Annotated in this window: 13 protein-coding genes and 1 riboswitch; of the genes, 7 read left to right on the top strand and 6 right to left on the bottom strand. The window is 75.2% G+C overall.

Translation table 11 applies throughout. The features are described from left to right. Positions 1 to 119: 119 nt before the first annotated feature. Both O2W20_RS11095 and O2W20_RS11100 read right to left on the bottom strand, forming a co-directional pair. A complete protein-coding gene (locus O2W20_RS11095; RefSeq protein WP_269172565.1) occupies positions 120 to 890 on the bottom strand; it encodes a LysM peptidoglycan-binding domain-containing protein in 771 nt (256 codons plus the stop codon). 123 nt (positions 891 to 1,013) lie between these two features. After that, a riboswitch (cyclic di-AMP (ydaO/yuaA leader) is annotated at positions 1,014 to 1,112 on the bottom strand. Between the two features lie 548 nt (positions 1,113 to 1,660). Then, positions 1,661 to 2,872: a cytochrome P450 gene (locus O2W20_RS11100; protein WP_269172564.1), complete on the bottom strand. Its 1,212-nt coding sequence runs from the start codon at positions 2,870 to 2,872 to the stop codon at positions 1,661 to 1,663. A gap of 110 nt (positions 2,873 to 2,982) precedes the next feature. On the opposite strand from O2W20_RS11100, the gene O2W20_RS11105 reads away from it, so the two are divergent. The 3 genes from O2W20_RS11105 (at position 2,983) to O2W20_RS11115 (ending at position 5,852) form a co-directional block, all read left to right on the top strand. After that, the gene (locus tag O2W20_RS11105; RefSeq protein ID WP_269172563.1) at positions 2,983 to 3,915 is read left to right on the top strand and encodes a DUF5926 family protein; all 933 of its coding nucleotides are present in this window, start codon (positions 2,983 to 2,985) and stop codon (positions 3,913 to 3,915) included. A 114-nt stretch (positions 3,916 to 4,029) separates the two neighbouring features. Further along, a complete protein-coding gene (locus tag O2W20_RS11110; protein ID WP_269172562.1) occupies positions 4,030 to 4,995 on the top strand; it encodes a cytochrome c oxidase assembly protein in 966 nt (321 codons plus the stop codon). A gap of 68 nt (positions 4,996 to 5,063) precedes the next feature. After that, positions 5,064 to 5,852: a DUF4184 family protein gene (locus O2W20_RS11115; RefSeq protein ID WP_269172561.1), complete on the top strand. Its 789-nt coding sequence runs from the start codon at positions 5,064 to 5,066 to the stop codon at positions 5,850 to 5,852. A 26-nt stretch (positions 5,853 to 5,878) separates the two neighbouring features. Here O2W20_RS11115 and O2W20_RS11120 read toward each other — a convergent pair whose 3' ends face one another. Further along, positions 5,879 to 6,433 (bottom strand): sigma-70 family RNA polymerase sigma factor, encoded by a 555-nt coding sequence (locus O2W20_RS11120; RefSeq protein WP_269172560.1) that lies wholly within the window; start codon positions 6,431 to 6,433, stop codon positions 5,879 to 5,881. 47 nt (positions 6,434 to 6,480) lie between these two features. On the opposite strand from O2W20_RS11120, the gene O2W20_RS11125 reads away from it, so the two are divergent. Both O2W20_RS11125 and O2W20_RS11130 read left to right on the top strand, forming a co-directional pair. Next, complete coding sequence (locus O2W20_RS11125) at positions 6,481 to 7,251, top strand: zf-HC2 domain-containing protein (RefSeq protein ID WP_269172559.1); 771 nt, start codon at positions 6,481 to 6,483, stop codon at positions 7,249 to 7,251. Positions 7,252 to 7,320: 69 nt separating this feature from the next. Continuing rightward, on the top strand, positions 7,321 to 9,258 hold the full coding sequence (locus tag O2W20_RS11130) for an alpha/beta hydrolase (RefSeq protein ID WP_269172558.1): 1,938 nt from the start codon (positions 7,321 to 7,323) through the stop codon (positions 9,256 to 9,258). Positions 9,259 to 9,267: 9 nt separating this feature from the next. Here O2W20_RS11130 and O2W20_RS11135 read toward each other — a convergent pair whose 3' ends face one another. Beyond that, a complete protein-coding gene (locus O2W20_RS11135) occupies positions 9,268 to 10,494 on the bottom strand; it encodes an arginine deiminase (RefSeq protein ID WP_269172557.1) in 1,227 nt (408 codons plus the stop codon). A 102-nt stretch (positions 10,495 to 10,596) separates the two neighbouring features. Between O2W20_RS11135 and O2W20_RS11140 the strand changes: the two genes are divergently transcribed. Next, on the top strand, positions 10,597 to 10,851 hold the full coding sequence (locus O2W20_RS11140) for a hypothetical protein (protein ID WP_269172556.1): 255 nt from the start codon (positions 10,597 to 10,599) through the stop codon (positions 10,849 to 10,851). A gap of 109 nt (positions 10,852 to 10,960) precedes the next feature. Further along, the gene (locus O2W20_RS11145; protein ID WP_269159376.1) at positions 10,961 to 11,251 is read left to right on the top strand and encodes a DUF1540 domain-containing protein; all 291 of its coding nucleotides are present in this window, start codon (positions 10,961 to 10,963) and stop codon (positions 11,249 to 11,251) included. A 31-nt stretch (positions 11,252 to 11,282) separates the two neighbouring features. Here O2W20_RS11145 and O2W20_RS11150 read toward each other — a convergent pair whose 3' ends face one another. Continuing rightward, on the bottom strand, positions 11,283 to 11,711 hold the full coding sequence (locus O2W20_RS11150; RefSeq protein ID WP_269172555.1) for a hypothetical protein: 429 nt from the start codon (positions 11,709 to 11,711) through the stop codon (positions 11,283 to 11,285). Between the two features lie 75 nt (positions 11,712 to 11,786). Next, complete coding sequence (locus O2W20_RS11155) at positions 11,787 to 12,161, bottom strand: STAS domain-containing protein (RefSeq protein WP_269172554.1); 375 nt, start codon at positions 12,159 to 12,161, stop codon at positions 11,787 to 11,789. Positions 12,162 to 12,234: the final 73 nt, after the last annotated feature.

A 12,234-nucleotide genomic window follows, 5' to 3' on the forward strand; every position in this document is an offset into this window, starting at 1 on the left:
GACGACGCCCCGGCCGGTTGCCCGGCCGGGGCGTCGTCGTCTGCAGGTCCGGTGGCTCGGACCACCGGCGCGGGTGGGTCAGCGCGCAGCCGCGCCGACCCACCCGCGCCGCGCGTCGATCAGTACCAGTTGTGGGCCTGGGAGTGCGCCCACGCGGCACACGGGGTGCCGTAGCGGTCGGTGATGTAGTCCAGGCCCCAGGTGATCTGGGTGGCCGGGTTGGTGCGCCAGTCCGGACCGGCCGCGGCCATCTTCGAACCGGGCAGCGCCTGCGGGATGCCGTAGGCGCTGGAGTTCGGGTTGTCGGCCGTGGTCTTCCAGTTGCTCTCCTTGGTCCACAGGTTGTCCAGGCAGGTGAACTCGCCGGGACCCCAGCCCCGCTCGGCGACCATGGTCCGGCCGATGCTGCGGGGGTCACCGGTGGCGGTCCGGTCGGCACTGCGGCTGGCTGCCTGCTCGACCGGGCGGGGTGCCGGGGCCGCCGGCGCTGCCGGGGCCGCCCCGCCGCCGAGGGTGAGGGTCTGGCCGATGCGGAGCACGTTCGGGTTGCCGCCGATGGTGCCGCGGTTGGCGGCGTAGAGGGCCTGCCAGGTGGTGCCGTGCTGGGCGGCGATCTTGCCGAGGGTGTCGCCGGGGCGCACGACGTAGGTGCCGGTCGCCGCCGCGGGTGCGGCCGCCGGTGCAGCCGCCGGGGCCGAGCCGCCGCCGATGGTCAGCACCTGGCCGACGCGCAGCACGTTCGGGTTGCTGCCGATGGTGCCCTGGTTGGCCGCGTAGATGGTCTGCCAGGAGGTGCCGTGGCTGCTGGCGAGCTTGCTGAGGGTGTCCCCGGGGCTGACGGTGTGGCTGCCCGTGTGGGCCTGGGCGGGTGCGATGACCCCGAAGGACATCGCTGCAGCTGCCGCGACGACCATGGCCGGGCGCGCCGCGGAAGCGAGGGCGGATCGCCCGGTGGAGCGGTCGCGCCGTGCCGTGAAGCGATTGAGCATGGGTGTGTGTGCCTCTCGCCGCCTGCGGAGTTAGCTGTCGGGTTCGGGCGAGAGCTGCCCGGCCGCGTGCTGCGGCTTCACCCCAAGGCCCGGAGGCCTGGTCCTGCGAGGTGGGTCCCCCGCGCCTGCCCGTGGTCTCGTGACGTCCGGGCCGACGGTGGGCAGGTTCGGCGGTGTCGTCGTCCGGAGCCCGCCGTGTGGCGGACGGACCAACGTTAGGCAGGCCATCGGCCGGCAGAGCCGGTCGGCGGTGAGCTTTCCCGGGCTCCACGACGCGGTCAGCACCAGCTGTGACGGATCATGGACGCGGCGTGGACCGGTACCCCGGGGTCGTTTCCCGGTGCAACGGCATGCCGGCCGCCGCCCCGCCGCCGGGGCCGCGGCTCAGCGGCCGGTGAGTTCGGCAGCAGGGTGTGACAGATGTGCGTGAGTCCACCTGGTTCTGCTCACCGGACGGGTGGCGGCAGAACACCCCGGGCTGCGCCCGTAGGGGCGCGCTGGCCTGCTACGGCTCAGCGACACCGGCTGCCGTTCCATGCGGCTCACCAGGGTTGACCCGCATCGTCGGACGTGGAGCCGGGTCACAGCGCGGCTCCACGTCGGGCGGCGCGGCTTGACCCGCGCCGGAGCGCGCCGACTCACGCACGAAAGACCACACCCTGCTGTCGCACTCAGCGGCCGGTGAGCACGACCGGCAGGTCCTGCAGCCCGCGGATGACGAACTCCGGGCGGCGCCGGGCCGGGCGGGCCAGCTCCAGCCGGGAGGTGCGGCTCAGCAGCGCACCGAAGGAGGCCTGCAGCTCGACCCGGGCCAGCGGGGCGCCGATGCAGAAGTGCACCCCCGCGCCGAAGGAGATGTGCGGGTTCTCGGTGCGCCCCACGTCGAGGGTGTCGGGGTCGGCGAAGACGGCCGGGTCCCGGTTCGCGCTGCCCAGCAGGGCGGCGACCTTCTGCCCCCGGGCGATGGTGACCCCGCCGATCTCGACGTCGGAGGTGGCGGTGCGCTCGAACAGCTGCAGCGGCGAGTCGTAGCGCATCAGCTCCTCGATCGCGGTCGGGAGCAGGGCCGGGTCCGCACGCAGCCGGTCCAGCTGGTCCGGGTGCTCCAGCAGCGCCAGCAGCCCGTTGCCGCTCACGTTGACCGTCGCCTCGTGCCCGGCGTTGAGCAGCAGGATGCAGGTGGTGACCAGCTCGTCCTCGGTGAGCCGGTCGCCCTCGGCGTCGCGCACCGTGACCAGGTGGGTGAGCAGGTCCTCCCCCGGGGCGGTCCGCCGCTCGGCGGCCAGCTCCCGGAGGTAGGCGACGAACTCGGCGGCGGCCCGCTCGGCGTCGGCCTCGACCTCCGTCGTCCGGCCGTACTCGTACATCTTCACGATCGCGTTCGACCACGGGCGCAGCAGCGGCCGGTCGGCCGCCGGGACGCCCAGCAGCTCGGCGATGACCGCCACCGGCAGCTCCTCGGCCATCCCGGACAGCACGTCGACGCCAGTCTCCCCGGCGGAGCGCTCGACGAGGGAGTCGACGAGGGAGTCGGCCAGCTCCTGCACCCAGGGCCGCAGCCGCTCGACGTGGCCGCGGGCGAACGCCGCACTGATCAGCCGGCGCAGCCGGGTGTGCGTGGGTGGCTCCATCTCCAGGATGGCGTTGCGGTGGATCAGGTTGAAGCTTTCGAACCGCTCGGCGGGGGCACGGTCCGACCAGATCCGGCCCAGCCGCCGGTCCCGCAGGACAGCGTTGGCCTCGGCGTGGCCGAAGGCCAGCCAGATGTCCTGCTGCTCGTTCCACTGCACCGGCGCTGCGGCGCGGGCCACGGCGAAGGCCGGGTAGGGGTCGGCGACCAGGGCGGCGTCGGTCAGGTCGAACGGAGCAGGGGCCGGCGTCACCGGCAGCAGCGTAGTGAACGGCCCGTGCCTGGGTGGACGTCCCGCCGCTGCGCCGGCCGTGACCCGGTGAGGGGCGGGGGCGAGGGGGTCCTTTGACTACCCTCGCATGCATGGCCCGCACCACGACCCGCCGTCCCGCTGCCCCTGCGACAGCCGGCGAGACCAACCCGAAGGCGCCCTGCCCCTGCGGCTCCGGCCGCCGCTACAAGCACTGCCACGGCTCCGGTTACGGCCAGCCCGTGCTCCGCCCGTTCGAGGGCCTGCCCGGCGAGGTCGACTGGGTGGCGCTGCGCGAGCTCGTGCCGGCCGCCACCGCGAAGCTGACCACCACGGACGGCCGCTCGGTCACGCTGGCCAGCGTCCTGCCCGGCGGCACGCCCGCCCTGGTGCGCGCCAACGGCGAGATCCTGCTCGGCGTCCAGCTGCAGACGTCCTCCGACGACGTCAGCCGCGACCTCGGCACCGCGCTCGCCGCCGCGCTCGAGGCCCCGGCCGGCGCCCCCGTCGACCCGGGCCCGATCGGTGCCGCCGGCTCCGCCGGGCCGCGGCTACAGGAGCTGCTGGACCTCTCGGCGCCGTTCGAGGTCACCGTGCACGACGACTTCGGCTTCTGGCTCGAGGGCGCCGACGTCGACGCGGCCGCCCGGGCGAGCTTGCAGCAGGCCAACGAGATGGTGATGCCCACGGTCCGGCTGGCCGGCCTGGAGGCGGCGTACTGGTGCCGGCCGACCACCGACCGCGGGCACGTGCGCTGGGTGCGCCCCGAGCCGGAGGAGGCGCTGCTGGACGCCCTGGCCCGGCTCGGCGCGGCCGAGCAGCTCAGCCTGGGGGAGGGCACCCGCTACGCCGGTGCCTTCCGTGCGCTGGGCCTCGCCGTCCCGGTGTGGGACGTGCCGGGCGAGGTGCCCGGTGCCGAGTGGGCCGGCCCCTCGGCGGAGCTGCACTCCCGGCTGGAGGCCGCGCTGGCGGTCACCGAGCCGCTGAACGCCGACGAGCGTCGGGCCCGCGCCGGGCTGCTGTCCCGCCAGGTCACCCTGCGCTAGCCGGAACGCCCGGTCCCCCTCGCCGATCGAGGCGAGGGGGGCCGGGGCGGGCCTACCGTGGGAGCCACACAGCGGGGCTGAGAGAGGACTGACGTGGGGCACGAGCACGGCGGCATGGGTTCGATGCACGTCCCGGAGCTGCCGCCGACGACCGGCCGGGTGCTGGGGCTGGACCTGGCCGCCGCCTCGCCGGTGGCCTGGCTGGCCGTGCTGCTGGCCCTCGGCTACCTGGCCGGGCTGTGGCGGCTGCACCGCCGGGGGGTGGACTGGGCGCCGTCCCGCACCGTCGCCTGGCTGATCGGGTGCGCCGTCCTCTTCCACGTCACCGCCAGCGGCCTGCAGAGCTACGGGATGGTGCTGTTCAGCCTGCACATGGTGCAGCACATGGTGCTGAGCATGATCATCCCGCTGCTGTTGCTGCTCGGCGCCCCGGTCACCCTGATGCTGCGTGCCCTCCCCGCGGCGCAGGGGCCCGCGGGGGTGCCGCGGCGGGCGCTGCTCGGTGCGCTGCACAGCCGGCTCGGCCAGCTGGTCTCCTCACCGTTCTTCACCATCCCGCTGTTCATCGCCAGCCTCTACGGCGTCTACTTCACCCCGCTGTTCGACGACCTCATGTCGACGACGGTCGGGCACACGTTCATGCTGCTGCACTTCCTGGTCACGGGGCTGCTGTTCTTCGGCCCGATCATGGCCATCGACCCGTGGCCCCGGCGCTCCGGGCACGGCGCCCGGATGCTCGAGCTGCTGCTGCCCGCGCCGTTCCACGCCTTCTTCGGCGTGATCGTGATGATGAGCAGCTCGGTGCTGCTGACCAGCTACGCCACCCCGCCGGAGTCCTGGGGCATCGACCCGCTCTACGACCAGGGGGCGGCCGGCGGCATCGCCTGGTCGTTCGGTGAGTTCCCCACCGTGCTGGTGCTGGCGGTGGTCTTCTTCCAGTGGACCCGGTCCGAGGAGCGGGCCAACCGGGCCGCGGACCGCGTGCGGGACCGGGCGATCGCCCGCGGCGAGAGCGGCGAGGACCCGGAGCTGACCGCCTACAACGAGCGGCTCCGCCGCCTGGCGGCCCAGCACCCCTGACCGCGGGCTGACCGGACGCACGCGGTCGGGTCCCCGTCGGCGGAGTAGGCGCGCCCTACCCTGCCCGCGTGCCGTTCACCCTCGCCCACCCAGCGGTGGTGCTCCCGCTGCTGCGCACTCCCCTGGTGCCCTCCGCGCTGGTCGCCGGCGCGATGGCCCCGGACCTGCCCTACTACGTGTCGCTGCAGTGGCTCGGCGGTGACTACAACCTCACGCTGACGCACGAGTCGTCGTCCGTGCTCTGGTTGGACCCGATCATCGGGTTGGTGCTGCTGGCCACGTTCCAGCTCCTGCTCAAGAGCCCGCTGCTCGCGCTGTTGCCGCCGTCGGCCGCCGGGCGGGCGGTGCCCGCGGCCCGGGGCTTCCGCTGGCGTGGCTCGGTGGCGCTCGGTCTCATCGCCGTCTCGCTGGTCGTCGGGGCGGTGACCCACCTGGTCTGGGACGAGCTGACCCGCTTCCCCGGTCAGCCCTGGGCGCTGCGGCTGGAGGTCGCCTTCAGCGTGCTGGGCGGGGTCGCGCTGCTGGGGTGGCTGGCCCGCTGGTGGGGGACGACGCCCCCGCAGCCGGTGCCGGACGGCGTCCTGCTGCCCCGCCCACTGCGTACCGGCGTCGCCGCGCTGCTCGCCGCGGTGGCCGTGGTGGCGGGGGCGGTCGCCGCGGCGCGGCGGTTGACGGAGATCCGGGAGGCCTACCGGGTGGACGGGGTCGTCGACCGGGTCGGTGTGGCCGAGGCGGAGCTGCGGACGTTCCTGGTCGAGGGCGGCACCGCGTTCCTCGTGGCACTGGTGGTCTACGCCGTCGGCTGGCACGTGCACCGTGCGTTCACCCGCCGCGCGGAGCAGCTCACCTCGCCCTGACCGCGGGCGCGTCCGCCCGGGGCGCCTCAGGAGGGGCGGCGGGTGCGGGGGTGGTCGGCGGCGACCAGTGCCTCGACCAGGTCGGCGCGGGCCCGGGCCACGCGGGAGCGGATCGTGCCGATCGGGCAGCCCACCACCTCTGCGGCCTCGGCGTAGGGCAACCCGATCAGCTGGGTCAGCACGAAGGCCTCCCGGCGCTCGGGCTCCAGCCGGTCCAGCACGTCCTGCGCGGCGACCGACCCGCCCACCTCGTCCTCCGGCACGTCGCGGAGGAGGTCGGCGAGGTCGGTGTCGTCGGAGACCAGCACCAGGCCGCGGCGCTTCCGGGCTCGCAGGTGGTCGGCGCAGACCCGGCGGGTGATCGACAGCAGCCAGGTGCGCAGCGACGACCGGCCCTCGAAGCCCGACAGCGCCGGGAGCGCCCGCAGGAACGTCTCCTGCGTGAGGTCCTCGGCGACCTGGCGGTCGGCCAGGTGCGCGCACAGCCGCCACACGTCGGTCTGCGTCTCCCGGATCAGCGCAGCCTGAGCCTGCCTGTCGCCCTCGGCTGCGCGGGCCGCGAGACGTTCCAGCTGCCCCACGTGGACCCTCCGGGAACTCTGCGGTCGTCGGCGGCGACTATGCCACCGTGAGCTGTGCAGCCTGTCGTGAGGCGGTCTCCGCCGACCTGGACGGCGAGTCCCCGGGCCTGCCGCTGGCCTGGGTCGACGAGCACCTGGGCCGGTGCCCGGCCTGTCGTGGGTGGGCCGAGGCCGCGGCGGAAGTGACCCGGCGCGCCCGGCTGTCCCCGGTCGCGGCGGTGCCCGACGTGACCGCCGCGGTGCTGAGCAGGCTGCCCGCGGTGCAGCCGGCGGTCCGCTCCCGGGCGTGGCTGGACGCCGCCCTCCGGCTCACCCTGCTGGCCGTCGGCGCCGGTCAGCTGGCGGTCAGCCTGCCGGCGCTGCTGGGCACCGGTGGTGCGGCGGCCGCCCCGGTGCACCTGGCGCACGAGACGGGGGCCTGGAACCTGGGACTGGCCGCCTGCTTCCTCGGCGTGGCCGTGCTGCCGCGGCTGGCCGCCGGGGCCCTGCCCTTCCTGCTGCCGTTCACCGCGGTGCTCGCCTGGGTCACCGTCGGCGACCTGGGGACCGGCCACGTGCACACCGGCCGGGCGGTCGGGCACCTGCTGCTGCTCGGCGGGGCGGTGCTGGTCAGCTGGCTCGCGCTGCGCAACCGTGGCGCCCGCACCGGTCCGATCGGGGAGCGGGCCGCCCGGCCGGTGACGAGGTGGGCCGTCGCCCGGGGAGCGGAGCCCGGGCGGTGGGCCGAGCGACCTGCGGTGCCCGGCTGGCGGGCAACCGGCCCGGCCGCGCGTGCCGCGGTCCGGGCCGAAGGCGGTGGCGAGCGCGCGGCCGCCTGACCGCGTGTCCCTGGTTGACTGCCCGCGCTGACCAGCCGGTGTGACCGGCAGCTGACACGGAGGAACCCCATGGACCGTCGCCTGGCCCTGGTGCCGCTCGCCGTCCTGGTCCTGGCCGGCTGTACCGGTGACGGCGAGGACGACAGCGCGGGCGCGGCGGCGACGACGGCGACCGCCGCCCCCGGCGAGGTCGAGTGGGGCGCCTGCGGGTTCGACGTCCCGGCCGGGGTGGACATCGAGTGCGGCACCCTCGAGGTGCTGGCCGACCGCGACGATCCGGGCGCCGGCACGGTCAGCCTGGCCTTCGGCGTCGTCCCCGCGGCCGCCGAGGACCCGGCCGAAGAGCCGCTCGTCTACCTCTCCGGCGGGCCGGGCCAGGGTGCGCTGGAGATCGTGCCGCTCGCGTTCGGCGAGCTGTACGAGCCGCTCGCCCAGGAGCGCGACCTGATCCTGCTCGACCAGCGGGGGACGGGGCTGACCGAGCCCTCGCTGGCCTGCGAGGAGTACAGCTCGTGGGTGCGGGAGTCGCTGGGTTCGGACGAGCCGGTCGAGGAGCTGGCAGCCCAGGCCACCGCCGCGCTGGAGGAGTGCCGGCAGCGGCTGGTCGACGAGGGCGTCGACTTCGACGACTACGACAGCGCGGCCTCCGCCGCCGACCTCGAGGACCTGCGCCGGGCGCTGGGCCACGAGGAGTGGGACCTCTACGGGATCTCCTACGGCACGCGGCTGGCGCAGACCGCCATGCGCGACCACCCCGAGGGCATCCGGGCGGTGGTGCTCGACGCCTCCTACCCGATCGACGCCGACCTCTACGAGGAGACGCCGGGCAACGCCGCCCGGGCGCTGGAGGGGCTGTTCGCCGCCTGCGCCGCCGACGCCGGGTGTGCCGAGCAGCACCCCGACCTGGCGCAGACCGTCACCGACCTCGTCGCGGAGCTGGACGCCGAGCCGGCGACGGTCACGGTGCTCGACCCGACCACCGGCGAACGGGTGGAGGCTCCGCTGGACGGTGCCGGCCTCGTCGGGTTCCTGTTCCAGAGCATGTACTCGACCGAGCTGATCCCGTTCCTCCCGGAGGTCGTCGAGGCGGCGGCGAACGACGACTTCGGCACGATCGGGCTGCTGCTCGGCGCCTTCGCCCAGCAGCTGGACCTGGTCAGCGTCGGCCAGCAGCTGGCCGTGCAGTGCGAGGAGGAGGTCAGCTTCAGCGACCAGGAGGTGGTGGCGGCGGCCGCCGCCGAGCACCCCCTGGTCGAGAGCTTCTTCGCCAACGCGCCCACGATGGGGCCGGCTGTCTTCGACGTCTGCGCCGACTGGGACGCCGGCCAGCCCGGCCCGGCGGAGAACGAGGCGCTGACCAGCGACATCCCCACCCTCGTGCTGGCCGGGGAGCTCGATCCGATCACCCCGCCGCGGTGGGGCGCGCAGCTGGCCGAGGACCTGGGCAACAGCGTCTTCGTCGAGTTCCCGTCGACCGGGCACGGCTCGGTGGGGACCCACGAGTGCGCGGTGCAGCTGACCCGCGACTTCCTCGCCGACCCGGACAGCGAGCCGGACGCCTCCTGCGTCGACGATGTCGAGCTCCCCGCCTTCACCCCGGAGGGCGTGGAGGTGGAGATGACGGCCTGGGAGAGCGAGGAGCTGGGGATCGCCGGTCTCCGGCCGGAGGGGTGGTCCGAGGTGCTCCCCGGGGCCTTCCAGCAGTCGCCGCTGGTCTCGCTGGTGCAGCAGGTGGTGCCCGGGGCGACGGCCGACCAGGTGCTCCAGCAGGTGGCCGCGCAGCTGGGCACCGGTGAGCCCCTCGAGCCGGTGGACCAGCGCGAGACCGGTTCGGCCACCTGGGACCTGTACCGGCTCGACGACCTCGGGCAGCGGATCGACCTGGCCCTGGCCGAGACCCCCGCCGGGCTCGCCGTGGTGCAGCTGGCCACGAGCCCGGCGCGCAGCGACGTCTACCGGGAGCAGGTCTTCGACCCCGCGGTGGCGGCCTTCGACCCCGGCGCCTGACCGATCGGACTACGCGGGGACGGCGTCGCGCAGCACCGGGCAGCTCATGCACCGCGGGCCGCCCCGGCCGCTGCCCAGCTCCGAGCCGGCGATCGCGATCACCTCGATCCCGGCGGCCTCCAGGGCGGCGTTGGTGACCGTGTTCCGCTCGTAGGCGACGGCGAGCCGCGGGGCCAGCGCGAGGGTGTTGTTGCCGTCGTCCCACTGCTCCCGCTCGGCGGTCACCGGGTCGAGGCCGGTGTCGATCACCCGCAACCGGTCGATCCCCATCGCCTGCGCGGCGGCGATCAGGAACGGCTGCGGGCCCCGCACCGACAGCTCGGCCGTGTCGGGGGACGCGTCCCCGGCCGTCACGGTCCAGGCCTGCAGGTGGTCGGCGATCGCCGGGTACATGACCATCGCGTCGACGTCGACCATGGTGGCGACGGTGTCCAGGTGCATGGTCGCCCGCTGCTGGGCGATCGGGACGACGAGCACCGTGTGCGCCAGCCCCCGGTCGAGCACCCGCCGGGCCAGTCGCTCCGCGCCGCCGGGCGTGGTCCGTTCGCCCACGCCGACGGCGACGACGCCCGGGGACAGCAGCAGCACGTCGCCGCCCTCGAGGTGCTCCAGGTGCGGGCCGTAGAGCTGCTCGACACCGGCGAACCGGGGGTGGTGGGTGTACAGCGCCGCGGTCAGCGCGCTCTCCCGGTCGCGGGCCGGCATGGCCAGCGAGGTGACGGCGACCTGGCCGCCGACCCACACCGAGGAGTCGCGGGTGAACATCAGGTTGGGCAGCGGCGGGACGACGAAGTCCCCGCGCCCCATCAGCTCGTAGGCCAGCCCGCGGCCGCCGCGGAGCTCGTCGTGCGCGACCCCGGTGATCAGCGCCGTGGCGAGGTCCTCGGGCGCCAGGCCGTCCAGGTGGGCGGTCGTGGCGTGCTGCAGGGTGGCGCCCAGCCGCGGGTCGTCGACGGCGGCGGCGATGACCTCCGCACGGGCGGCCGGCAGCGCCATCACCTCGGCCAGCAGCCGGTCCAGGTGCAGCACCTCGACCCCGCGCTCGGTGAGCGCCGCCGCGAACGCGTCGTGCTCCTCCTGCGCGCGCGCCACCCAGGGGACGCCGTCGAAGAGCAGCTCGTCGTTGTTGCGGGGGGTGAGCCGGCGCAGCTCGGCGCCGGGGCGGTGCAGGAGCACGGTGCGGAGCCGGCCGACCTCGCTGGTCACGCCGGGGGTCACGGGGATCGGGGCGGGCATGGCCCGAGCCTGCTGGATCTTGCTCGGGTCGGCCAGCCCGGAACGGGTGAGTCCGTCGGTGCGGTCCCGCAGGGGAGCCGGTCGTCGTGGTGGACTGCGGCGGTGACACCTGCCGACCACCCCCCTCCGTCGGCCGCCCGGGGCGGGCAGCCGCGCTGGCTCGTCGTGCTGCTGGCCGCGGGCCTGTCGCTGCTCGTGGCCGCGCTGCTGCTCGTCCTGCTGGGTCTCTTCCAGGTGGAGCAGATCGGGTCGGCCGGGCTGCTGCTGGTGCTCGTCGCGGCTGCTGTCGTGGGGGGCTTCGCCGCCCGTGCACTGGCGGCCAGGCTCCCGCCACCGGGCCGGCGCCCGCGGGGTTGACCGGCCTGTCGGGCCGCTGATCGGAGGGCGCCTGGTCAGGGCCGCGGGCGCCGATCAGGGCAGCCTCTCCTGGCTGGCGGGCGTCCCGCGGAGCTGTCAACCTCGGGTCATGACCCAGATGCTGGACATGCCCCAGGTGCAGGACTGCTCGGTCGACAGCTGTTCGTACAACGCCGACCACGCCTGCCACGCCGGCGCCATCACCGTCGGCGGCGACCACGCCCACTGCGGCACCTTCGTCGAGATCTCGTTCCGCGCCGGGCTCGAGCGGACCGGCGTCGTCGGCGCCTGCCACCGCTCGGACTGCGTGCACAACGAGGCCCTCGAGTGCCGCGCGTCCGCCGTGCAGGTCGGCTCGGGCGCTGACGCGGCCGACTGCCTCACCTACAGCACCCGCTGACCCCCGCCGGCGTCCCTGCGGGGGTGCCGGCTCACGCGACCAGCTGCTCCAGCTCGTCGGCGCCGGCCACCGGCTCCAGGGCCAGCGCGGGCGTGCGCAGCACGGTGTTGGACACCGAGAGCGCCGCGACGGGGTCGCCGTCGTCCACGAGGACGGCGCGGCCCGCGGTCGCTACCGGCCGCAGCGCGGCGAGCACGGTGCGCCGGTCGTCGGCGGCCAGGCCATCGGTCAGGTGGTCGACCAGGACGACGGACGCCGGCCCGGTGCGCGCTCCCTCGACGTCGTCCAGCCGCTGCTGCACGCTGTCGCCGGGGGCGGCGGTCAGCCGGGTCACGGCGAGGAAGGCGTGCCCTCCGGCGCACCGGGCACTGTCCGGGTCCAGGGCGGCCATGGTCGCCGCCCGTGCGCCAGCGGGACCCAGCAGCACCGTGACACCGCCGACCGGCAGTCGCAGACCCATCACACCATCCTCGCGTCGAGTGAGGCGAGGCTAACCTGACCGGGTGGTCCGGCGCCAGTCACCGGGGCAGGGTGGTCAGGAGGGCGCTGGCCGGTCCGGGTCCGCGGCAGCTCCGGCGGTGGGGGAGGCTGCGCCGTCCCGGGACAGCAGGCGGGACAGCCCGGCTCGGGTCAGCGCCGGCTGCAGCTCGGCGGGCACGGCCAGCAGCCGCAGTCGTTCCCCGCGGCGCTCGGGCTTGCGGCTGAGGTGCACCAGCAGCTGCAGCCCCGCGGCGTCGATCGCGGTGACCGCGGAGAGGTCGACCCGATCCGGCCAGGCCGACGGCGGGACCAGCAACCGGAAGCGGCGCACGACCTCCCGGTCGATGCGGCCGGAGAGCCGCAGCAACGGACCGGTCTCGTCCTCGCCCGGGACCACCTCGCCGGCGGCAGGATCGAGGCCGCTGGACACACAGCTCCGATACCCCCGTCGAGCTGGCGAAACGTGTTCGGTCGGTGCCGACTGCCTGGTGGCGGTGCTCGTG

This window comes from Modestobacter sp. VKM Ac-2982, assembly GCF_026967935.1.
Taxonomy (GTDB): Bacteria; Actinomycetota; Actinomycetes; order Mycobacteriales; family Geodermatophilaceae; genus Modestobacter.

Bases quoted from the DNA above. Each gene is read 5' to 3' on its own strand.
- O2W20_RS11095 (WP_269172565.1), bottom strand. From the start codon at position 890: ATGTCCTTCGGGGTCATCGCACCCGCCCAGGCCCACACGGGCAGCCAC.
- O2W20_RS11105 (WP_269172563.1), top strand. From the start codon at position 2,983: ATGGCCCGCACCACGACCCGCCGTCCCGCTGCCCCTGCGACAGCCGGC.
- O2W20_RS11110 (WP_269172562.1), top strand. From the start codon at position 4,030: ATGGGTTCGATGCACGTCCCGGAGCTGCCGCCGACGACCGGCCGGGTG.
- O2W20_RS11130 (WP_269172558.1), top strand. From the start codon at position 7,321: ATGGACCGTCGCCTGGCCCTGGTGCCGCTCGCCGTCCTGGTCCTGGCC.
- O2W20_RS11135 (WP_269172557.1), bottom strand. From the start codon at position 10,494: ATGCCCGCCCCGATCCCCGTGACCCCCGGCGTGACCAGCGAGGTCGGC.
- O2W20_RS11145 (WP_269159376.1), top strand. From the start codon at position 10,961: ATGACCCAGATGCTGGACATGCCCCAGGTGCAGGACTGCTCGGTCGAC.
- O2W20_RS11150 (WP_269172555.1), bottom strand. From the start codon at position 11,711: ATGGGTCTGCGACTGCCGGTCGGCGGTGTCACGGTGCTGCTGGGTCCC.